15 protein-coding genes are annotated in these 21,064 nt (G+C 66.4%); 5 read left to right on the top strand and 10 right to left on the bottom strand.

What is annotated here, in order from left to right:
- Nucleotides 1-16: 16 nt before the first annotated feature.
- On the bottom strand, nt 17-1,315 hold the full coding sequence (locus tag CAG44_RS15735; protein WP_085692479.1) for an ATP-binding protein: 1,299 nt from the start codon (nt 1,313-1,315) through the stop codon (nt 17-19).
- A 6-nt stretch (nt 1,316-1,321) separates the two neighbouring features.
- Complete coding sequence (locus CAG44_RS15730; protein WP_003259958.1) at nt 1,322-2,023, bottom strand: response regulator transcription factor; 702 nt, start codon at nt 2,021-2,023, stop codon at nt 1,322-1,324.
- 273 nt (nt 2,024-2,296) lie between these two features.
- Between CAG44_RS15730 and CAG44_RS15725 the strand changes: the two genes are divergently transcribed.
- The 3 genes from CAG44_RS15725 to mobA all read left to right on the top strand — a co-directional run bounded on the left by CAG44_RS15725 (nt 2,297) and on the right by mobA (nt 7,249).
- Nucleotides 2,297-3,472: an efflux RND transporter periplasmic adaptor subunit gene (locus CAG44_RS15725; protein ID WP_085692478.1), complete on the top strand. Its 1,176-nt coding sequence runs from the start codon at nt 2,297-2,299 to the stop codon at nt 3,470-3,472.
- Between the two features lie 11 nt (nt 3,473-3,483).
- The gene (locus CAG44_RS15720; RefSeq protein ID WP_085692477.1) at nt 3,484-6,612 is read left to right on the top strand and encodes an efflux RND transporter permease subunit; all 3,129 of its coding nucleotides are present in this window, start codon (nt 3,484-3,486) and stop codon (nt 6,610-6,612) included.
- A gap of 61 nt (nt 6,613-6,673) precedes the next feature.
- A complete protein-coding gene (gene mobA, locus CAG44_RS15715) occupies nt 6,674-7,249 on the top strand; it encodes a molybdenum cofactor guanylyltransferase MobA (protein ID WP_085692476.1) in 576 nt (191 codons plus the stop codon).
- Between the two features lie 218 nt (nt 7,250-7,467).
- Here mobA and CAG44_RS15710 read toward each other — a convergent pair whose 3' ends face one another.
- The 5 genes from CAG44_RS15710 to peaA form a co-directional block, all read right to left on the bottom strand.
- A complete protein-coding gene (locus CAG44_RS15710) occupies nt 7,468-9,141 on the bottom strand; it encodes a fatty acid CoA ligase family protein (RefSeq protein ID WP_085692475.1) in 1,674 nt (557 codons plus the stop codon).
- A 138-nt stretch (nt 9,142-9,279) separates the two neighbouring features.
- Nucleotides 9,280-10,401, bottom strand: a complete 1,122-nt coding sequence (gene peaD, locus CAG44_RS15705; RefSeq protein WP_015270567.1) for a quinohemoprotein amine dehydrogenase subunit beta — start codon at nt 10,399-10,401, stop codon at nt 9,280-9,282.
- A gap of 32 nt (nt 10,402-10,433) precedes the next feature.
- The gene (gene qhpC / locus CAG44_RS15700) at nt 10,434-10,757 is read right to left on the bottom strand and encodes a quinohemoprotein amine dehydrogenase subunit gamma (protein ID WP_004375838.1); all 324 of its coding nucleotides are present in this window, start codon (nt 10,755-10,757) and stop codon (nt 10,434-10,436) included.
- Between the two features lies 1 nt (nt 10,758).
- Nucleotides 10,759-12,189 carry a quinohemoprotein amine dehydrogenase maturation protein gene (peaB, locus tag CAG44_RS15695; protein WP_085692474.1) on the bottom strand — a complete coding sequence of 477 codons (1,431 nt, stop codon included), beginning with the start codon at nt 12,187-12,189 and terminating at the stop codon, nt 10,759-10,761.
- A 49-nt stretch (nt 12,190-12,238) separates the two neighbouring features.
- On the bottom strand, nt 12,239-13,804 hold the full coding sequence (gene peaA / locus CAG44_RS15690; protein ID WP_085692473.1) for a quinohemoprotein amine dehydrogenase subunit alpha: 1,566 nt from the start codon (nt 13,802-13,804) through the stop codon (nt 12,239-12,241).
- A 494-nt stretch (nt 13,805-14,298) separates the two neighbouring features.
- Between peaA and CAG44_RS15685 the strand changes: the two genes are divergently transcribed.
- Together CAG44_RS15685 and CAG44_RS15680 are read left to right on the top strand one after the other, a co-directional pair.
- The gene (locus CAG44_RS15685) at nt 14,299-15,792 is read left to right on the top strand and encodes an aldehyde dehydrogenase (protein WP_085692472.1); all 1,494 of its coding nucleotides are present in this window, start codon (nt 14,299-14,301) and stop codon (nt 15,790-15,792) included.
- Nucleotides 15,793-15,944: 152 nt separating this feature from the next.
- Entirely contained in the window at nt 15,945-17,258 is a 1,314-nt protein-coding gene (locus CAG44_RS15680; RefSeq protein WP_085615438.1) for a hypothetical protein, read from the top strand.
- A gap of 120 nt (nt 17,259-17,378) precedes the next feature.
- Here CAG44_RS15680 and CAG44_RS15675 read toward each other — a convergent pair whose 3' ends face one another.
- The 3 genes from CAG44_RS15675 to CAG44_RS15665 are packed head-to-tail and all read right to left on the bottom strand — an operon-like array spanning nt 17,379 to nt 21,064.
- A complete protein-coding gene (locus tag CAG44_RS15675) occupies nt 17,379-18,671 on the bottom strand; it encodes an NAD(P)/FAD-dependent oxidoreductase (RefSeq protein WP_085692471.1) in 1,293 nt (430 codons plus the stop codon).
- On the bottom strand, nt 18,664-19,341 hold the full coding sequence (locus CAG44_RS15670; RefSeq protein ID WP_085692470.1) for a peptidase S8 and S53 subtilisin kexin sedolisin: 678 nt from the start codon (nt 19,339-19,341) through the stop codon (nt 18,664-18,666). The genes CAG44_RS15675 and CAG44_RS15670 overlap by 8 nt, the downstream gene beginning before the upstream one ends.
- Entirely contained in the window at nt 19,331-21,064 is a 1,734-nt protein-coding gene (locus CAG44_RS15665) for an ABC transporter ATP-binding protein (protein ID WP_085692469.1), read from the bottom strand. The genes CAG44_RS15670 and CAG44_RS15665 overlap by 11 nt, the downstream gene beginning before the upstream one ends.

Here is a 21,064-nt window from a genome sequence, read left to right as displayed (position 1 = left end):
CGGTACAGGCAGCCCATCACCCGGCAGGCAAGCGAATCCGGAACTGTGCACCACCCAGCGCCGACTGCGCCACGGTCAAGCTGCCACCCTGCCCCTCGATCGCCCGCCGGCTGATCGCCAACCCCAGGCCAAACCCGCCGGTATTGCGGTCACGGCTACGGTCCAGGCGGTAGAACGGCTGGAAAATCCGCTCGCGCTCCTCCACCGGAATACCAATCCCGTCATCCTCCACCGTCACCAGGCAGGCGCCATCGTCTTCCAGGCGCAAGCGCAGCAACAGGCTTTCGTCGCAGTAACGCATGGCATTGCGCACCAGGTTCTGCACCGCCCGTGCCGTCAGCCGTGGGTCCAGCACAAAACGCGGCAGATCCCCCTCGGCCCGCACCTCCCACTGGATACCCCGGCCATCGAGCTCCTCGGCAAAGCCGCCGAGCACGCTGTCGACCAGTTCCAGCAACGACACCTCGACCCGCTCGCGGGCCTGGTCGGCGTTGTACAGCCGGCTGTAGGACAACAGCTCCAGCACCAGCTCATCCAATTCACGCACATGCCCCACCAGCTCCAGCAGGCGCTTGCGGCTGGCCGGCGGCACTTCGTCGAACAGCAGCACCAGGCCGAAGTCCAGCCGGGTCAACGGCGTGCGCAACTCGTGCGACACCGCATTGAGCAGCTCGCGCTGCTGGTTGACGTGGCGCTCCAGGTCACTGGCCATGGTGTCGAACACCCCGGCCAGTTCGCCGATGTTGGAGTGCGGCGAGATGTGCGTACGCTCGGCCATCTGCCCCTGGCCCAGGCGCCGGGCGGTTTCCTTGAGGCGCTCCAGGTCGCGCCAGTGCGGCCATACCCACAGCAACAGGCAACCGAGCATCGCTGCACCGATCAGGACGGTCACACCCCACGACAGCACGTTGATATCCAGTGGGTCTGGCGGTGAGTGCAGGCGCACCAGCCATTCCTTGTCCAGCGGCGCCAGCACCGTCTCGTAGTAGCCCCATTCGGCGATGCGCACGGCGTACAGGCCGTGCTCCAGGCGCGCCTGCTCGTCCTCGCTCAGTTCGGCCTGGTCCATGCGCAGCAGTTGCAGTTCCAGCGGCGCGAAATCACTGGCCAGCTCTTGCTCCACCGCTGGCCACTGCTCGCGCGGGGCCTGGCGGAACTGGCGCACGATCAGCGACTGCACGCCCTTGGCCTGGTCCAGGTTGTAGGCCATGAAGCGGTCCTGGAACAGGCCGACGATGGTGTCCGGGATGAACAAAAGTGCACCGGCATAGGCAACGATGATCACCAGGTACAGCCGCACCAGAATCTTCAGCATGGGCGGTCAGCACTCCCACTCGACACGGCTGAACAGGTAGCCCTTGCCCCACACGGTCTTGATCTTGCGCGCTTCGCCGGCGTTATCGTCGAACTTGCGCCGCAGCTTGGAGATGGCCACGTCCACCGAGCGGTCGGTGCCGTTGAACTCGATACCCCGCAGTTGCTGCAGGATGCGGTCGCGGTTCAGCACTTCGCCGGCATTGCGCGCCAGTACCACCAGCAGGTTGTACTCGCCGCTGGACAGCTCCACCTCTTCGCCGCGCCAGCTCACGGTGCGCTCGGCCAGGTCGATGCGCAGGCCACCGATCAGGATCAGGTCGTTGTCCAGGCGCGGCTCGTTGACGCTGCTGCGGCGCAGCAGGGTGCGCACGCGGGCCAGCAGCACACGCGGCTCGCAGGGTTTGGTCACGTAGTCGTCGGCGCCCATTTCCAGGCCCAGGACCTGGTCGTGGCTGTCGTCGCGGGCGGTCAGCATCAGGATCGGCAGGCCCTGCGACTCCTGGCGCAGCAGGCGGCACAGCTGCAGGCCATCGATGCCCGGCAGCATCAGGTCGAGGATGACCAGGTCGGGCTTTTGCCGGCGGTACTCGTCCAGCACGTGATCGCCGCGGGCGATCACCTGGACATGGAAGTCGTTGCGTTGCAGGTAGCTGGCGATCAGCTCGGACAGGGCGCTGTCGTCTTCGACCAGGAAAATATTCGGCATAGGCGCTTGGAAGTCTGGGTTGGGGTAAGACCTCACCGGCCTCTTCGCGGGCTTGCCCGCTCCCACAGGGACCCAACAGCACTTGAAAGCTGTGCAGTCCCTGTGGGAGCGGGCAAGCCCGCGAAGAGGCCGGCACAGGAATACTCAGGATATAGAACACTACAGGCAGACAGGATTGTTCTTCACACTTTTTCACACTCGCCCTACAGGTATTAACAGCCACCCAAGGAACGCCTGCCGTAGCATACCGGTGGTCATCATCGGAAGATCCGCATGTCTACTACCCTCCCCCCACGCTTGCGCCCGTTGGCGCTTCTGGCGTTCCTGAGCCTGTCCCTGGCCGGCTGCGACGACAGCGCCGAACAGGAAGAACAAGCCCCCACCCCGCAAGTGCGGGTGGAAACCCTGCAACTGCAGCCATTGGCCATCAGCAGTGAGCTCAGCGGCCGTATCCTGGCGCCGCGCACCGCCGAAGTGCGTGCGCGCGTCGCGGGCGTGGTGCTCAAGCGGGTGTACCGCGAAGGCAGCGACGTCAAGCAGGGCGATGTGCTGTTCCTGATCGACCCGGCACCGTTCAAGGCCGACCACGACAGCGCCCGCGCCACCCTGGCCAAGGCCGAGGCCACCTTGTACCAGGCACGCCTGCAGGAGCAGCGCTACCGCGAACTGGTCGACGACAAGGCCGTCAGCCGCCAGGAATACGACAACGCCAAGGCCAGCTACCTGCAGGCCGATGCCGCAGTGGCCGAGGCCAGGGCCGCCCTGGAGCGCACCCGCCTCAACCTCGGCTACGCCACCGTGACCGCGCCGATTTCCGGCCGTATCGGCCGCGCCCAGGTCACCGAAGGTGCGCTGGTCGGGCAGAACGAGACCACGCCGCTGGCGACCATCCAGCAGCTGGACCCGATCCACGCCGATGTCACCCAGTCGACCCGCGAGCTCAACGCCCTGCGCCGTGCCCTGCGTGCCGGCGAGCTGCAGCAGGTCGGCGACGGCCAGGCCCGGGCCACGCTGATCCAGGACGATGGCAGCACCTACCCGCTGCCGGGCAAACTGCTGTTCTCCGACATCAGCGTCGACCCCAGCACCAACCAGATCACCCTGCGCAGCGAGTTCCCCAACCCGGACCTCGACCTGCTGCCCGGCAGCTACGTGCGCGTGCGCCTGGAGCAGGCCGTGCAGCCCAAGGGCCTGAGCGTGCCGCAGCGCGCCATCCTGCGCGACAGCGCTGGCGTGCCCAAGGTGCTGGTGGTCGATCCGCAGGCCCGGGTCAGCGACCGCCAGGTGGTACTGGGCAGCGCCCAGGGCGACCGCTGGATCGTCAGCGAAGGCCTGGCCCCCGGCGAGCGGGTGGTGGTCGAGGGCCTGCAACACGTCAAGGCAGGTGACCAGGTGCAGGTCGACAATGCATCAGGGGCATCGCCCATCGCACAGCACACTGGCCAGTGAGGGCCTGATTCATGCCGCAATTCTTCATCGACCGCCCGGTATTCGCCTGGGTGGTCGCCCTGTTCATCCTGCTGGCCGGTGCCCTGGCCATCCCGCAGCTGCCGGTGGCCCAGTACCCCAACGTGGCCCCGCCGCAGGTGGAAATCTACGCCGTGTACCCGGGCGCCTCGGCGGCGACCATGGACGAGAGCGTGGTCAGCCTGATCGAACAGGAGCTCAACGGCGCCGACAACCTGCTGTACTTCGAGTCGCAGAGCAGCCTGGGCAGCGCCACCATCACCGCCACCTTCGCCCCGGGCACCAACCCGGACCTGGCCCAGGTCGACGTGCAGAACCGCCTGAAGGTGGTCGAGTCGCGCCTGCCGCGCCCGGTGACCCAGCAAGGCCTGCAGGTGGAAAAGGTCTCCACCGGCTTCCTGCTGCTGGCCACCCTCACCTCCGAAGACGGCAAGCTCGACGAAACTGCCCTGTCGGATATCCTTGCGCGCAACGTGATGGACGAGATCCGCCGCCTCAAGGGCGTCGGCAAGGCCCAGCTGTACGGTTCGGAGCGCGCCATGCGCATCTGGATCGACCCGCGCAAGCTGATCGGCTTCAACCTCACGCCCAACGACGTGGCCGAGGCCATCGCCGCGCAGAACGCCCAGGTGGCCCCCGGCAGCATTGGTGACCTGCCCACCCGTGGCACCCAGGAAATCACCGCCAACGTGGTGGTCAAGGGCCAGCTGAGCACCCCAGAGGAGTTCGCCGGGATTGTCCTGCGTGCCAACCCGGACGGTTCCACAGTGACCATCGGCGATGTCGCCCGGGTCGAGATCGGTGCCCAGGAATACCAGTACGGCACGCGCCTGAACGGCAAGCCGGCCACCGCCTTCAGCGTGCAGCTGTCGCCGGGCGCCAACGCCATGGAAACCGCCACCCTGGTGCGGGCGAAGATGCAGGACCTGGCGCGCTACTTCCCCGAAGGCGTCAAGTACGACATCCCCTACGACACCTCGCCATTCGTCAAGGTGTCGATCGAGCAGGTCATCAACACCCTGTTCGAGGCCATGCTGCTGGTGTTCGCGGTGATGTTCCTGTTCCTGCAGAACCTGCGCTACACCCTGATCCCGACCCTGGTAGTGCCGGTGGCCCTGATGGGCACCTTCGCCGTGATGCTGGCCATGGGCTTCTCGGTCAACGTGCTGACCCTGTTCGGCATGGTGCTGGCCATCGGCATCCTGGTCGACGATGCCATCGTGGTGGTGGAAAACGTCGAGCGGATCATGGCCGAGGAAGGCCTGCCGCCCAAGGAAGCCACGCGCAAGGCCATGGGCCAGATCAGCGGCGCGATCGTCGGCATTACCCTGGTGCTGGTGGCGGTGTTCCTGCCCATGGCCTTCATGCAAGGTTCGGTGGGGGTGATCTACCAGCAGTTCTCGCTGTCGATGGCAGTGTCGATCCTGTTCTCGGCGTTCCTGGCCCTCAGCCTGACCCCGGCGCTGTGCGCCACCCTGCTCAAGCCGGTGGCCAAGGGCGAGCACCACGAACGCAAGGGCTTCTTCGGCTGGTTCAACCGCCGCTTCGAGGGCATGAGCAACGGCTACCAGCGCTGGGTGATGCAGGCGCTCAAGCGCAGCGGCCGCTACCTGTTGGTATACGCGTTGCTGCTGGCGGTGCTGGGCTATGGCTTCAGCCAGCTGCCCACGGCGTTCCTGCCCACCGAAGACCAGGGCTACACCATCACCGATATCCAGCTGCCGCCGGGCGCCAGCCGCATGCGCACTGAACAGGTGGCGGCACAGATCGAGGCGCACAACGCCGAAGAGCCCGGCGTGGGTAACACCACCTTGATCCTGGGTTTCAGCTTCTCGGGCAGCGGGCAGAACGCGGCACTGGCCTTCACCACGCTCAAGGACTGGTCCGAACGCGGCGCCGACGACAGCGCCCAGTCGATTGCCGACCGCGCGACCATGGCCTTCACCCAGCTCAAGGACGCCGTGGCCTACGCTGTGCTGCCGCCACCGATCGACGGCCTTGGCGAGTCGACCGGCTTCGAGTTCCGCCTGCAGGACCGCGGCGGCATGGGCCACGCCGAGCTGATGGCCGCCCGCGACGAGCTGCTGGCCAATGCCGGCAAGAGCAAGGTGCTGACCAACGTGCGCGAAGCCTCGCTGGCGGAAAGCCCGCAGGTGCAGCTGGAAATCGACCGCCGCCAGGCCAATGCCCTGGGCGTGTCGTTTGCCGATATCGGCTCGGTGCTGGACGTGGCCGTGGGTTCCAGCTACGTCAACGACTTCCCCAACCAGGGCCGCATGCAGCGGGTGGTGGTGCAGGCCGAAGGCGACCAGCGCAGCCAGGTCGAAGACCTGCTGAAGATCCACGTGCGCAACGACAGCGGCAAGATGGTGCCACTGGGTGCCTTCGTCCAGGCCAGGTGGGTCAGCGGCCCGGTGCAGCTGACCCGCTACAACGGCTACCCGGCGATGTCGATTTCCGGCGAACCGGCGGCCGGCTACAGTTCGGGCGAAGCCATGGCCGAGATCGAGCGCCTGGTAGCCCAGCTGCCGGCCGGTGCCGGCCTGGAATGGACTGGCCTGTCGCTGCAGGAGCGGCTGTCGGGCAGCCAGGCACCGATGCTGATGGCGCTGTCGTTGCTGGTGGTGTTCCTGTGCCTGGCAGCGCTGTACGAAAGCTGGTCGATCCCCACCGCAGTACTGCTGGTAGTACCGCTGGGCGTGCTCGGTGCGGTGCTGGCGGTGACCCTGCGCGGCATGCCCAACGACGTGTTCTTCAAGGTCGGCCTGATCACCCTGATCGGCCTGTCGGCGAAGAACGCCATCCTGATCATCGAGTTCGCCAAGAGCCTGGTCGACCAGGGCGTCGATGCCGCCGACGCCGCCGTGCAGGCCGCGCGCCTGCGCCTGCGGCCGATCGTGATGACCTCGCTGGCGTTCATCCTGGGCGTGGTGCCACTGGCCATCGCCAGCGGCGCCAGTTCGGCCAGCCAGCAGGCGATCGGCACCGGGGTGATCGGCGGCATGCTCAGCGCCACCCTGGCAGTGGTGTTCGTGCCGGTGTTCTTCGTGGTGGTGATGCGCCTTGCCGGGCGACGCCAGGCGGGTAAGGCCGACACGCAGGCCGTGACCAGCGAAAGCTGACTGGACAAGCCCCGCGTGAAATGGGAGGGTTCCCGGCAATGACTGTCCGGAACCCTTTTTCATGCCTGATGCCCTTCCCCCCTGCTCCATCCTCATTCTCGCCGGTGGCCGCGGCCAGCGCATGGGCGGCCGCGACAAGGGCCTGGTCGACTGGCAGGGCGAACCGCTGGTGGCGCATGTGCAGCGCGTGGTACGGCCGCTCAGCGATGACCTGGTGATTTCCTGCAACCGTAACCAGCAGGCCTACCGGGCGTATGCCGACCAGTTGGTGGGCGATGCCGAGGCGGACTACCCCGGGCCGTTGGCGGGGGTGATTGCCGGGCTCAAGGTGGCGCGGCATGAATGGGTGGTGCTGTTGGCCTGTGATGCACCGCTGGTTGACCGGGGGTTGATCGAGGACCTGCTAAGGCTGGCGGTGACCAGTGACAGTGCGGCCATGGTGCGCCAGGGTGGGTACTGGCAGCCGATGTTCAGCGTGCTGCCACGCCGGGTGTTGCCGGTGCTGGAGCAGGCCTGGGCGGCGGGCGAGCGGAGTTTGCAGAAGGCCTTGCTGCGTGAAGCGGTGCAGGGGCTGGAATGTAGTGACGATGATCGCAGGTTGAGCAACTTCAACAGCCCGGAGCTGTTGCAAGGCTGAGATCATCTACTGCCTGTGCCGGCCTCTTCGCGGGTAAACCCGCTCCCACAGGTACTGCACAGGCCTCAAGGGCGTTGGAGACCTGTGGGGAGCATCTACTGCCTGCACTGGCCTCTTCGCGGGCACGCCCGCTCCCACAGGTATGTCACAGGTCTGACGGGCAGTGAATTTCCTGTGGGAGCGGGCGTGCCCGCGAAGAGGCCAGCACAGGCGACACATCACCCGGCAGACAATTCCTCGACACTGATCTCGCGCATGCGGAACTTCTGCACCTTGCCGGTCACCGTCATCGGGAACTCATCGACAAAGCGGAAGTACCGCGGCACCTTGAAGTGCGCTATCCGCGCCTTCGCCCACTCGCGCAGTTCTTCCGCACTGGCCGTATGCCCCGGGTGCAGCCGCACCCAGGCCACGATCTCTTCACCGTACTTGCTGCACGGCACGCCAATCACCTGCACATCAGCCACCGCCGGGTGGGTGAAGAAGAACTCCTCCAGCTCGCGCGGGTAGATGTTCTCGCCGCCGCGAATGATCATGTCCTTGCTGCGCCCGACAATACGCACATAGCCCTGCTCGTCCATCACCGCCAGGTCGCCGGTGTGCATCCAGCCTTCCTCATCGATGCTTTCGGCCGTGGCCTTGGGGTTGTTCCAGTAGCCCAGCATCACGCTGTAACCCCGCGTGCACAGCTCGCCAATCTCGCCACGCGGCACGCTGTTGCCATCGGCATCGATCACCTTGTTCTCCAGCCGCGGCTGGGTGCGCCCGACGCTGGTCACGCGGCGCTCCAGGTCGTCGCTGGCGCCGGTCTGCAGCGACACCGGGCTGGTTTCGGTCATGCCATAGGCAATCTGCACCTCGGCCATGTGCATCTCGCCAATGACCCGGCGCATCACTTCGATCGGGCAGGTGGCACCGGCCATGATCCCGGTGCGCAGGCTCGACAGGTCGAACTCGCCGCGCTGGGGGTGGTCCAGTTCGGCGATGAACATGGTCGGCACACCATACAACGCCGTGGCCTTTTCTTCCGCCACCGCACGCAGGGTGGCCAGCGGGTCGAAGGCGTCGTTGGGGTAGATCAGGGTGCTGCCGTGGGTCATGCAGCCGAGGTTGGCCATGACCATGCCAAAGCAGTGGTACAGCGGCACCGGCACCACCAGCCGGTCATGCTCGGTCAGGCCCAGGCTTTCACCGACCATGTAGCCGTTGTTGAGGATGTTGCTGTGGCTGAGGGTGGCGCCCTTCGGGAAACCGGTGGTGCCCGAGGTGTACTGGATGTTGATCGGGTCGTCGCAGCGCAGCTGTGCCTGGCGCTCGGCCAGGGCTTCGCGGCTGACGGCCTTGGCACGGGCCTGCAGCTCGTGCCAGGCCAGGAAGCCCGGCGGTGGCGCGACGGCCAGGCTGACCACACCGCGCAGTTCGGGGAAGCGTTCGCAGATCAGGGCGCCCGGCTGCCCGCCGGCCAGGCCCGGGACCAGCCCCAGCAGCATGGCGTGGTAGTCGGAGCTCTTGAACGCGTCGGCGCAGATCACCCAGCGGCAGCCGGACTGGCCGAGGGCGTAGTCCAGTTCGCTGGAGCGGTAGGCCGGGTTGATGTTGACCAGGATCGCGCCCACCTTGGCGCTGGCAAACTGGGTGATGCACCATTCTGCGCAGTTGGGTGCCCAGATACCGAGGCGGTCACCGGGCTGCACGCCCAGGGCCATCAGCGCACGGGCATGCTGGTCGACGGCTTCGGCCAGTTGCTGCCAGGTGTAGCGCAGGGCCTGGTGGCGGACGACCAAAGCGTCACGGTCGGGGAAGCGGGCGACGGTGGTGTCGAAGGCGTCGCCGATGCACTGGGTAAGCAGGGGTTTGTCCTGGTTGCCCTGGGAGTAGCTTGGCTGGGGCATGGGCGGTCTCTTGTTGTTCTTGTGTTGTCTGTACCGGCCTCTTCGCGGGCTTGCCCGCTCCCACAGGTACCACACAGGTTTCCAGGCCTGTGCAGCCCCTGTGGGAGCGGGCAAGCCCGCGAAGAAGCCAACACCGGTTTAACGGATGAACACCTGCGGCGTAGTGGTGGACATGTCCCCACCCGGCAACTTGATGTTCTTCACTTTCTCCAGCGTATCCGGGTTGAACACCGCCAGGTCGTTGAAGGTGCCGCCCAGGTACAACTTGTCGCCCTTCTTGTCGAAGGCCACGCAGTAGTAAGTGTGGTCCAGATTCGCCGCCTTGATCAGCTTGCGCTGTTTGAGGTCGTACTTGGCCAGGCGGTTGAGCACGCCGTAGATCTGGTTCGGGTCTTTCGGCGAACGCAGCCCGGTGAAGTACAGCTCGGTCAGGTCGGCAAATTCCTGGGTGTGGGTCTTGCCGGTCTTCAGGTCGACGCTCAGGTAGCCATACAGCAGATCGGCGGTGGCCGGGTCCTGCTTGTCATCCTTGAACCTGGCAATGGTGTACAGCATCGAGAACTCGTGGCGCGGGCTCTGGTGCGGCCAGAAGTACAGCACGTCCGGGGCGCTGTAGCCTTTGCGGTTCCAGTTGCGCAGCGGCAAGGCCACCGTGTACTTGCCGGTCTTCACGTCCATCTTGTAGATGTCCGGCCCGGCGACGTACAGGCTGCCATCGTCCGCCGCACGCATCAGGTACACCTGGCGCGGCATCGGGAAGGTGCGCACCGGCTTGGCCTCCAGGCCATCGGCGGTGCTGAACACTTCCAGCCGCGGTGGCTTGACCACGTAGTGGTCGTTCAGGCGCTGGGTCGGGTTGACCGTGGCGTACACTTCCTTGCCGTCCGGGCTGATGGCGAACGAGTACATCGACCGGCCCACCTCACCCGGCACACTGGACAGGTTGGCGTGGAAGGTGTTCTTGCAGGTGTCCAGGTCGATGCCGTAGATGTCGCCGTAGTGGTTGTTGAGCACGTAGGCGGTGCGGTTGTCCGGCGCCATCATCGCGGTGCCGGGGCCGAACTTGTCGGGCATCACGCAGCTCTTGTACACCGTGTCACTGGCCACATCGACCACGTGCAGGTTGTTCGGGTAGTTGGTCACGATCATGTATTCGTGGCCAGCCTTCAGCGCCGGCCCGGTGTCGGCGGCCTGTACCAGCCCGGCACAGGCCGTGGCGGCGATGGTGAGCGCGAGTGACGCGCAGCGTCCAGCTTTCATGCGGTTTCCCCTTGTCATTCTTGTTGGGCCGGTCACTTGTCTTTCGGGAACACGGTGCCGAGGTTGCGCCAGTCTTCCGCCGAGTTGCTCGCCTGGGCGTTCCAGTCCTGGTAGGTGCTCATCATGTCCGGCACCTGGGCCGGCCACCAGCAAGGGTCGGAGCAGCCATACAGGTCGGCCTCCATCGGCTGGCACAGCGAACTCACGCCACCAAAGGCGTCCACTTCCCAGCCCGGGTCGGTGGTGGCGGTGCAACCCGCCACTGCGCTCATGGCCATGACTTCTTCGACGCGGTCTTCGGCGGCGGCCTGCTCGAGGATGCGCGCCTTGTTGTTCAGGGGCTTCAAGTGCTTCATGTCAGTGCGCCTTCCGCGGGGTGATGTAGCAATCGATGAAGGCCGGGTTGGCGGCCATGATGCGGCTGTAGACTTCGATGCCGAAGTCGACCCAGTCGCGCATCAGTTCGCAATAGTGGTAGGTCGGGTGCTGCGGGTCGCCATAGCGGGCATAGCTTTCGTGGTAGCAGCCGCCGGAGCACAGGTTGCGGATGCGGCAGCTGTCGCAGCCGGTGTTGCTGCGGTCCAGGCGCTGCGACAGGAAGTCGTTGAGCTGCGCCTGCTTCACGCCCTGGTGCACATTGCCGAAGGTCGGCAGGCTGGAGCCGGTGAAGCGGTGGCACAGGTTCAGCTCGCCCTCATGGTCCACGGCCAGCATCTTCAGCCCGGCGCCGCACGGCAGGGCCTTCTTGTGGCCTTCGTGGATGTCGGTGATCAGCTGGTGCAGGTTGGAGAAGCCGATGTTGCGGTGCTCCAGCGCAGCCTCCAGGTAACGCCGGCCCAGCGCCTTCATGTTGGCGAACACCTGCACCAGTTCTTCGCCGGTGAGGTTGAAGTTGGCCATGTCACCGGAGGTGACCGGGGCAAAGCCGACTTCAGCGAAGCCCAGTTCGTTGAACAGGTGGTTCCAGATGGTCTCGACGTCGGTGATGCCACGGGTCAGCGTGACCCGCGCGCCCACCGGGCGGCTGTGGTAGCGCGACAGCAGCATGTCGACCTTGCGCCGCACCACGTCATAGGTGCCCTGCCCGCCCACGGTGATGCGGTTGCGGTCGTGCACGGTCTTGGGGCCGTCGATGCTGATCGACAGGCCGAAGCGATGGGCATTGAGCCAGTCGATGATCTCTTCGGTGAGCAAGGTGGCATTGGTGGTCATGATGAACTCCACCTGCTTGCCCGCCTCGGCGAAGCGCCGCTCGCAGTAGGCAACCATGTGCTCGATCAGTGGCCGGTTGGACAGCGGCTCGCCACCGAAGAACACCACGCTGTAGCGCTGCTCGTCGGGCGACTCCTTGAGCAGCATCTCCACCGAAGCCTCGGCGGTGGCGGTACTCATCTTCTTGCCCGCGGACGGTTTGTCCAGGTCTTCCTTGTAGCAGTAGGTGCAGCTGAGGTTGCAGCCGGTGTTGACGTTGAGCACCACGGTGTTCAGCGCCGTGCGCTCGACCTGCTTGAGGGCGATTTCCGGGGTCAGCGGCGAGCCGTCGCTGACCAGTTCCAGCGCGATCAGCTCGCGCAGGGTGTCCTGGATATCGCTGCCGGCAAACTGCTGGCCAAGGCGCTGCATCAGCTCCTCGGCCGAGCAGCCTTGCTGGCGCAGGGTGTCGATGATGCCGCCGGTCACCGCGTCGGCGGTGAACAGCGAACTGCTGGGGATATGGAACAGCATGCGGTCGGCGTCGACCTGCACTTCATGCAGGTTGCGTTCGACCAGGTTCAGTAGCGCGCCCATGGCGACCTCCCGATAATCGATCCGTTGGAAAACCGTAAGCCCCCTGCCGTTATGGCAGCGGCGGGTTGTTCCAGCGCTGTACGGTGACGATCATGTGCCCTTCGCCAGTCTGGCCACCGTCGGCCAGGGTGGCGATGACCTTCAGGTTGCCGGCGTTGTTGGTCATCATCTTGCGCTCCGGGTTGGGGCCGGCACCGCCTGGCACGAACACGCCATCGGCCTGCATCTTCCCGGCGAACTTGACGTCTTCGTCCTCGACCGCACGCTCGTTGAACGGCTCGACCTTCCAGCTGGCCGGCAGATAGCCGATGCGCAGCGGCTGGCCATTGGCGTCCTTGCCCCAGGCTTCGGCCTCGAAGCGGCCCTGCACCTTGGGCACCGAGGCGCCGTTTTCGCCGATGCGGGCGATGGAGAACGCCGGCACCACTTTCACTTCCTCGACCTTGTCGTACACCGCCAGGTTGACGCCCTTGAGCGCCCCTACGGCGACTTCGCGCTGGCCAGGCTTGGCATCGGCCGCGGCGCGGGCCTTCACCCGTACCAGGGTTGGGGTCTGCTCCAGCACCTCGGTCACTTCCACGCCAGTGCCCAGGTCCGGTTTGCCGGTCAGGCCGCTGCCGACCAGGGTAATCTCGCTTTCGCCACCAGCCTTGATGAACGCCGGCTGTACCGCCAGCAGGCGCGCCTTGCCCTCCTTCACCGCGGTGAAGTCCAGGCCACGCTCGTCGTGCTCGGCCTCGAACATGCGGCCCTTCATTTCGCCATCCAGCGCGGCGAACACCTGACGCAGGTTGGCATCGCCGACCTTGACGTTGCCACGCCATTCATAGCCGTTGTAGAGGATCGCCGAACCGCTGCCATTGAACGGCGTGCCGTCGGCATAAGCGCCCTTGACCTCGACCTTGAAGGTGTCACCCTGGTCAGGCGTGACACTCATCACCCCGCGTACATCGCCCTTGGCCAGCATGTGGCCGCTGAATGCCCACTGGCCCGGCAGCGCATCGGCCTTTGGCCTGGCCTTCTGCCATTCGGCCCACGCCGCGCTTTCCAGCGGGTAGCGCTTGGCCAGGTCCGGCACCACTTGTTGCAGGGCGATCGGCAGCCAGTCGCGGTCACGCGCCTGGGCCTGGTATTCGAGGGACGGCCACTGGCCGAGATGGAAGTTGACCAGGTGCTCCCATTCCTTGGCCGGGCGCCGCTGCAAGGCGACACGGGCACCGGAGTGGCAACGGCCACAGGTTTCGCTGAGCTGGGTGTCGAACTGCTCGACGGTATTCAGCCGGCGCTCCATGGCATAACGCACGCCATCGGTTTCGCTGGGCGCCAGGCCCTGCTTGTCGGCCAGGTACTTGACCAGGGTGCGGCGGTCGTCGTCGCTGATCTGCAGGCCGTGCATCACCTGCATGCGGGCGATGCTCATCAGCCAGCCTTCCGGCGTCTTGCGCTGGTGGCTGATACGGCTGTAGGTGTCGTTGCCTTCGGGGATATGGCACCCCATGCACTTGTTCTGCAACAGGCTCGGGCCCTGCTCGGCCGCCATGGCCTGGGTGCTCAGCAGCGCGGCGGCGACCAGCGCCAGTTTGCCCGCATGCCGCCGGAGTCGAGTCGTCTTCAAGGTCAGACCTCCACGGTTGTTGTTCTTATCGTTTTCGCACGCTTTGGTACAGCAGGTGTGCATGTGACGGTTGTGATACAGGAACTGTGCCAGGTGATGTAAAAGTGTTTTCTTTCAACCTTTTAGCCAGTTTTCCGGCCTTGGCCAGCAGCAGGCATGGCCAATTGCAGCGTGCCATTTCGCGACAGGGTGTTTCATCCTGAGACAAGGGCCTGCTGCGCAGGCCTTCGCGGGCATGCCCGCTCCTACAGGTATCACACCGGCTCCAGGCATTGTGCATTCCCTGTGGGAGCGGGCGTGCCCGCGAAGAGGCCGGAACAGCCACTGTTTCACCACCGTCTCACACCGTCTCAATGTGCAACAGCGCAACCCTGCAATCCCAACCTTGCACCAGGACAAAACCCAACCCGTTCAACGGCTTGCGACCATCTACCGACCTTGGCACGCCCATTGCGCCTATGCCTGTCACATCCAATGACAAGAGGCACCGTCCCATGCTTTCCGAACTGCCCATCCTGCCCGCCACCCGCGCCTTTCTCGAACGCAAGCTGAAGATGCGCATCGGCGCCGACTGGCAGGACGCCGCCAGCGGTCGCACCCTGTCGTTCCGCAACCCGGCCACTGGCGAGGTACTGGGTGAAGTGCCCGCCGCCGAGGCCGAAGATGTCGACCGCGCCGTGCGCGCCGCGCGCCTGGCCTTCGATGATTCGCCGTGGAGCCGCCTGCGCCCACGCGAACGGCAGAACCTGCTGTGGCGCCTGGCCGACCTGATGGAGCGCGACGCCCGCCAGCTGGCCGAACTGGAATGCCTGAACAACGGCAAGAGCGCCGCCGTTGCCCAGGTGATGGACGTGCAACTGGCCATCGACTTCCTGCGCTACATGGCCGGCTGGGCCACCAAGATCGAGGGTAGCACCGTCGAAGCCTCGATGCCGTTGATGCCCAACGACCAGTTCCATGGTTTCGTGCGGCGCGAGGCAGTGGGCGTGGTCGGCGCCATCGTCGCCTGGAACTTCCCGTTGCTGCTGGCCTGCTGGAAGCTCGGCCCGGCCCTGGCTAGCGGTTGCACCGTAGTGCTCAAGCCCGCCGACGAAACACCGCTGAGCGTGCTCAAGCTGGCTGAGCTGGTGGACGAAGCCGGCTACCCGGCAGGCGTGTTCAACGTGGTCACCGGCACCGGCCTGAACGCTGGCGCCGCACTCAGCCGCCACCCCGGCGTGGACAAGCTGACCTTCACCGGCTCCACCGAGGTCGGCAAGCTGATCGGCAAGGCGGCCATGGACAACATGACCCGCGTCACCCTGGAACTCGGCGGCAAGTCGCCGACCATCGTCATGCCCGACGCCAACCTGCAGGAAGCCGCCGCCGGCGCGGCTACGGCGATCTTCTTCAACCAGGGCCAGGTGTGCTGTGCCGGGTCCCGCCTGTACGTGCACCGCAAGCACTTCGACAACGTGGTGGCCGACATCGCCGGCATCGCCAACGGCATGAAGCTGGGCAGCGGCCTGGACCCGGCGGTGCAAATGGGCCCGCTGATCTCGGCCAAGCAGCAGGACCGCGTCACCGGCTACATCGAGCTTGGCCGCGAGCTGGGCGCGACCATCGCCTGCGGTGGCGAAGGCTTCGGGCCGGGCTACTTCGTCAAGCCGACAGTGATCGTCGATGTCGACCAGCGCCACCGCCTGGTGCAGGAAGAAATCTTCGGCCCGGTGCTGGTGGCGATGCCGTTCGATGACATCGACGAAGTGATCGGCATGGCCAACGACAATCCCTATGGCCTGGGTGCGAGCATCTGGTCCAACGACCTGGCCGCCGTGCACCGGATGATCCCACGCATCAAGTCGGGGTCGGTGTGGGTCAACTGCCACAGCGCCCTCGACCCTGCCTTGCCCTTTGGCGGCTACAAGATGTCCGGCGTCGGCCGTGAGATGGGGGCGGCTGCCATCGAGCACTACACCGAGCTGAAGTCGGTGTTGATCAAGCTCTGATCTTCAGCCTGTACCGGCCCTTTCGCGGGTAAACCCGCTCCCACAGGATCACCACAGGCCTGAACACTGTGGGGTCCCTGTGGGAGCGGGTTCACCCGCGAAGAGGCCGGCACAGGCAACCCGAAAACAACAACAAAAACATGGAGCACACCATGAGGCACAAACTCGCCTGCACATTGGCCCTGCTGTTCGCCGCCCCGGTCACCCAGGCCTACGAGCTGTACAACCACGACGGCACCACCCTCAACGCCGACCTCGAAGCCCTGTTCGGCGCCTTCCACAGCGACGAAAGCTTCAACCTGGCCGGCAACCGCAAGCCCGGCAGTACCGCCTGGCAGGAAGGCTACGTCAAATATGGCCTCAGCGGCAGCCAGGCCCTGGCCGACAGCGGCGCGCTCTACGGCGCCTTCAACCTGCTCAGCTCCGCCACCTGGGGCGACGGCGACGCCGCCGGCCTGACCCTGGGCGACGAGCGCCGCACCGCCATCGAAGACCTGTACCTGGGCTGGCGCTCGGCCAACCTGTTCCCGGCCCTGGGCGAAGACGGCGTGGACATTTCCGGCGGCCGCCAAGTGGTGACCCTGGGCGACGGCTTCCTGATCCAGGGCGACCCGGTGAACCTGGGCAAGGTCGACCTGGGCGCCAACTTCGACCGCGGCGGCGCCTACTACCTGGCCGCACGCAAGGCCTTCGACCGCACCGCCGTGCTGCGCCTGGGCGGCAAGCAAGGCTGGCGCAGCGACCTGATGTGGCTGAAGTCCGACAACCACTACCAGGCCGACACCTCGCTGGCTGTGGCCAACCTGGAGCACGTCGCCGACGCCGGCACCGTCGGCCTGAGCTGGATCCGCGGCCTTGACGTGGACCAGCGCTACGCGCAGATCATGGGCCTGGAACACCGCGACGGCATGGACACCGCCAGCCTGCGCGGGCGTGGCAACCTGGGGGTGAAAGACCTGGAGCTGGCCGCCGAGTACGTGACCCAGGACAAAACCGGCGGGCGGGAGAACGCCTGGTACCTGGAAGGCAACTGGACCTTTTCCGAACTGCCCTGGTCCCCCACCGCCACCTACCGCTACAGCCGCTTTTCCGAAGACTTCGACCCGCTGTTCTATGGCCTGAGCCGTGGCTATGGCACCTGGTTCCAGGGTGAGGTGGCAGCCAACTATGCCGGGCCGTTCAACAGCAACAGCCAGGTGCATCACGTGGCGCTGAAGGGCAAACCACGGGACAACCTCACCGTCGGCGCGCTGTACTTCGACTTCGATACGCTGGACACCGACCAGGGCAACCTGGGCGGGCGGGAGCTGGACCTGTATGTGGAATGGATGGTCAACGACCACCTGCTGATCAGCCCGCTGGTAGGGTTCTACAAGCCGGAACGCAGCGCGGCCAATGGCGGGACGCAGCTGGGCGGGCGGGATACCGGGACCTATATGCAGTTGATCGTCGGGACTTTCTTCTGATTCAAGGGCCCTATCGCCGGCAAGCCAGCTCCCACAGGTACAGCACATGCCTCTGGCTCTGTGGCAACCTGTGGGAGCTGGCTTGCCGGCGATAGGGCCGCAAAGCGGCCCCCGGCAATCTCAAGCCAAGCCCTGCTCCAACAACCACCGCCGCACCATCACCTGCTGCTCCCCTGGCAGGCCTGACAACACTGCCTCGATAGGTCGGCCGCTACGCAGCCCCCGCACCACCGGCGCCAGCTCCACCCCCTGCAAATGCCACACCCCCAACGGCTGATCCGCCGTCACCACCACCTCGGCCTCATCCACCAGCCCGTCACGCAACACCGGCCGCCGCTCGACCCTCACCGCGCTCCAGTCCGCCGCCACGTGCAATGCCTGCGTGTCCGGCCAATCCTGCCGCCGCGCCCAGAACGGCTGCCCCACCCGCCCCTGCTCTTGCCCATAGAAATCCCGCCCGATCCGGGCAAAACGCAAAAACAGCTGTTCGATCCGCTGCTGGTGAAACTGCCGCGCCAACCCGGCCCGCTCGGGCCTGCGCAGCAAGGTATTGATCACCACCGGCGCCTGCAGCGCCGAAGACAGCGACTGGAAGATCCCGTTGCCCGACAGTGGGTCAACGGCCATCGCAGCATCGCCCACGCGTATCCAGTCCTGCCCGACGCACTCACCGGCCAGAATCGCGGTGCTGCTGCGCGCATGCACCTCTGCCGGCGCCAATGCCCTGGCATCGAACAGCTCGGCCACCAGCGCGCTGTCGGCTCGCCGCGCCGCGCAATAATCCGCCAACCCGGCCTTGCCCGGCAGCCCGGCGGCGTCCAGGGTGACTTGCCAGTAGCAGCGGCCGTCTTCCAGGCGCGCCATCCACGCCCAGCCATCCGCCAGGCTCTCTACCGCCGACGCGGGCGCCCCGGGGGCGGCCTGCCAGACATTCAGCAAGCTGACCGTCTCCGGCCCGCGCAGGCGGTCTGCGGCCAGCGGGGCCTGGCGGCCTCGGGCTTCGACCAGGAAATCGGCCTGCAGTACCTGCCCGTCGTCCAGGCGAATGCCATGACCGACTTCGCGAACCACCTCACGCACCCGCCCCTCGACCACGCTCACCCCCGCACGCTGAAGGTCGTCGCGCAGCGCCCGGTCAAACCTTTGCCGATCCAGCAGAAACTCCTGGTTCAGGTGCAGCTGCTGGCCGTTCCAGTGCACTTGCCGAGTCGCCGGCATCGCCGCCTGGCTCAACGCCCCGCCAAGGCCGGCGTGGCGCAGACCGTCCAGCACCCGCTGCGAAACCCCTTCGACCGCCGCGAACCGGCGCCACTCGGACACCACCGTCACCGCATAGCCCAGCCGCCGCAAGCCAATGGCCGTGGCCGCACCCGCAGGGCCTGCCCCCAGCACCACAATGCGCGGTTCAACCATGGCCGGCACCTCGTCGCTCGGGGCCGGTAAACGCCGCGTGGTGGCGCAACCAGTCATGAACCTGCTGGTGGCCCATGCCCGGCTCATCACGCAGCAACGCAGCAATCCTGCCACTCAGGGCCGCACAGCCCAGGCTCGCGCCCGCCCTGCCGCCCGCCCCCACATAACCGCCAAAGTCCGCCTGCCGGGTACCCAGCCAGGACCACTGGCCCGGTGCACAGCGGGCGTCGCCGGTAACCCGGATCACCCCGGGGTAGCTGGCCGGGTACACCGGCCCGCCCTGCGCCGGGCTGGAGGCGCACAACAGCACACCCGCAGCCAAAGCCTCGGCGCAGGCCTGGTGCAGCACTGGCCGGTCCTGCTGCAGGCCAAGGCTGAGGTTGACCAGCGTAGCCCCCGCCTCCACCAGCCACAGCAGCGCGGCCGCCACCTGCAAGGCACTGGTACTGGCCTGGGCGCCGAAAACCTGGGCCAGCAGCACGGGCACCGGCCCCGCCTCCCGCTGCAAGCCGGCAAGCACCGCGCTACCGTGCCCAAGCTGGTCGGGCAGCATGTCACCTTCGCGCAACTGGCCGTCCTCCAGCCAGAAGCGGCGCGCGCCCAGCAAGGCGCTGGCCTGCTCTGGCGTGCAACCACTGTCGATCACGCCAACACGCACGTCAGTGCCCATGCTTGATCACCTCCTCGGGCAGCACCTGCAACTGGCCAGCGTGCAGCTGCAGGTGCAGGTCGGCATCGGCCAGGGTCGAAGCACGGTGGCTGATCAGGATGCGCGTACGGCCGGCGAACAGCTGGTCGATGGCCGCGATCACTTCGCGCTCGGTGGCTTCGTCCACCGCCGAGGTGGCCTCGTCCAGCACCAGGATCGCCGGCGCCTGCAGCACCGCGCGGGCGATGGCAATGCGTTGTTTCTGCCCGCCCGACAACTGCTGGCCACGCTCACCCAGCAGGCCGTCCAGGCCCAGCGGCAGGCTGTCGACCAGGCCGTCCAGCCGCGCCAGGCGCACCACCCGTTCCAGTTCCTCACGGCTTGCCTCGGGCACGCCGTAGGCCAGGTTCTGTGCCAGGGTGCCGCGGAACAGCACGATATCCTGGCTGACCACCGCAATGCGCCGGCGCAGCGCGGCCAGGTCCAGTTCGCGCAGGTCGGTGCCGTCCAGCAGGATGCGCCCGGCGTCCGGGTCGTAGAAGCGCTGCAGCAGGTCGATCAGGGTCGACTTGCCCACCCCCGAGGCACCGCTGATGGCCACCTTCAGGCCACCCGGCACGCACACCTGCACGTCGTTCAGCACCGCGCCCTGGCGCCCTTCATGGGCAAAACTCACCCCCTCGAGGCGCAATTCGCCCGGGCCGTCGGGCATCGGCTGCGGGTTGGCTGCCGGGCGCACGGCCACGGCCTCCTGCTTCAGTTCCATCACCCGCCCCAGGCTCACCGCCATGCGCTGTACCGCCACGTACAGGCCCAGCAGGCTCTGCACCGGCCCTACCGCCATGCCCATGTAGGTGGAAAAGGCGATCAGCGCACCCAACTGCCAGGTACCCTGAATCACCCACCAACCGCCGACCAGGAACGCGCAGGCGCGGCACCAGGAGGTCAGCGTGCCGGGGATGGCCTGGGTGAAGAATTCGGTCACCTGCACCTTGAGCAGCTGGCGCATGTAGCCCTGGCCCAGCTGGTCCAGGCGCCCCGCCTCGCGGCCTTGCTGGCCGGCGGCCTGGATGAACTTCATCGCAGGCAGGGTTTCGACCAGGAACGACGACACATCTGCCGAGCGTTCGCGCAGGTTGCGTACTTCGCGCTCCACCTTGCGCCGCATCCAGCGCAGCCACAGCACTTCGATCGGCACCAGCAGCGCCAGCAGCAGCGACAGTTGCCACGACAGCATCAGCATCAACACCACCGCGCCTACCAGGCCGATCACCGCCGACACCGCCGAAAACAGCGAATCCACGGCAAAGCGCTGGATTTCCGCCACATCGCCATCCAGCCGCGAAAGGATGTCGCCGATGCGCCGCCGCCCGTAGAACGTCGGCGACAGCTGCTGCAGGTGGCGGTAAAGGTCGTCACGCAGGGCAAACAGGATGCGCCCCGACAAGCGCGTGTGCAGGTAACGGTTGACCCCGGCCAGCACGGTACCCAGCAGGCCCGCGCCGATCATGATCGCGGCCATGTGCCAGAGGGTCTGGTAGTCCTTGGCCAGCAGCCCCTCGTCGATCAGCGTCTTGACCAGCCAGGGTTGTGCCAGCGCCAGCAACGAGGCGCCCAGCGACAAGCCGAGCAACAGGCCGATGGCGCGTCGATGGGGGCGCACGAAACCATACAGCCAGGCCAACGCCTGGCGCATGAGCACAGGGTCGCTGGACTCCACCAGCCGGGCGAACAGGCCGCCCAC

This window comes from Pseudomonas sp. B13(2017) (assembly GCF_002113245.1).
Taxonomy (GTDB): domain Bacteria; phylum Pseudomonadota; class Gammaproteobacteria; order Pseudomonadales; family Pseudomonadaceae; genus Aquipseudomonas; species Aquipseudomonas putida_Z.
The sequence above is the reverse complement of the archived record's forward strand: the minus strand, read 5'-3'. Positions and strand labels throughout refer to the sequence as shown.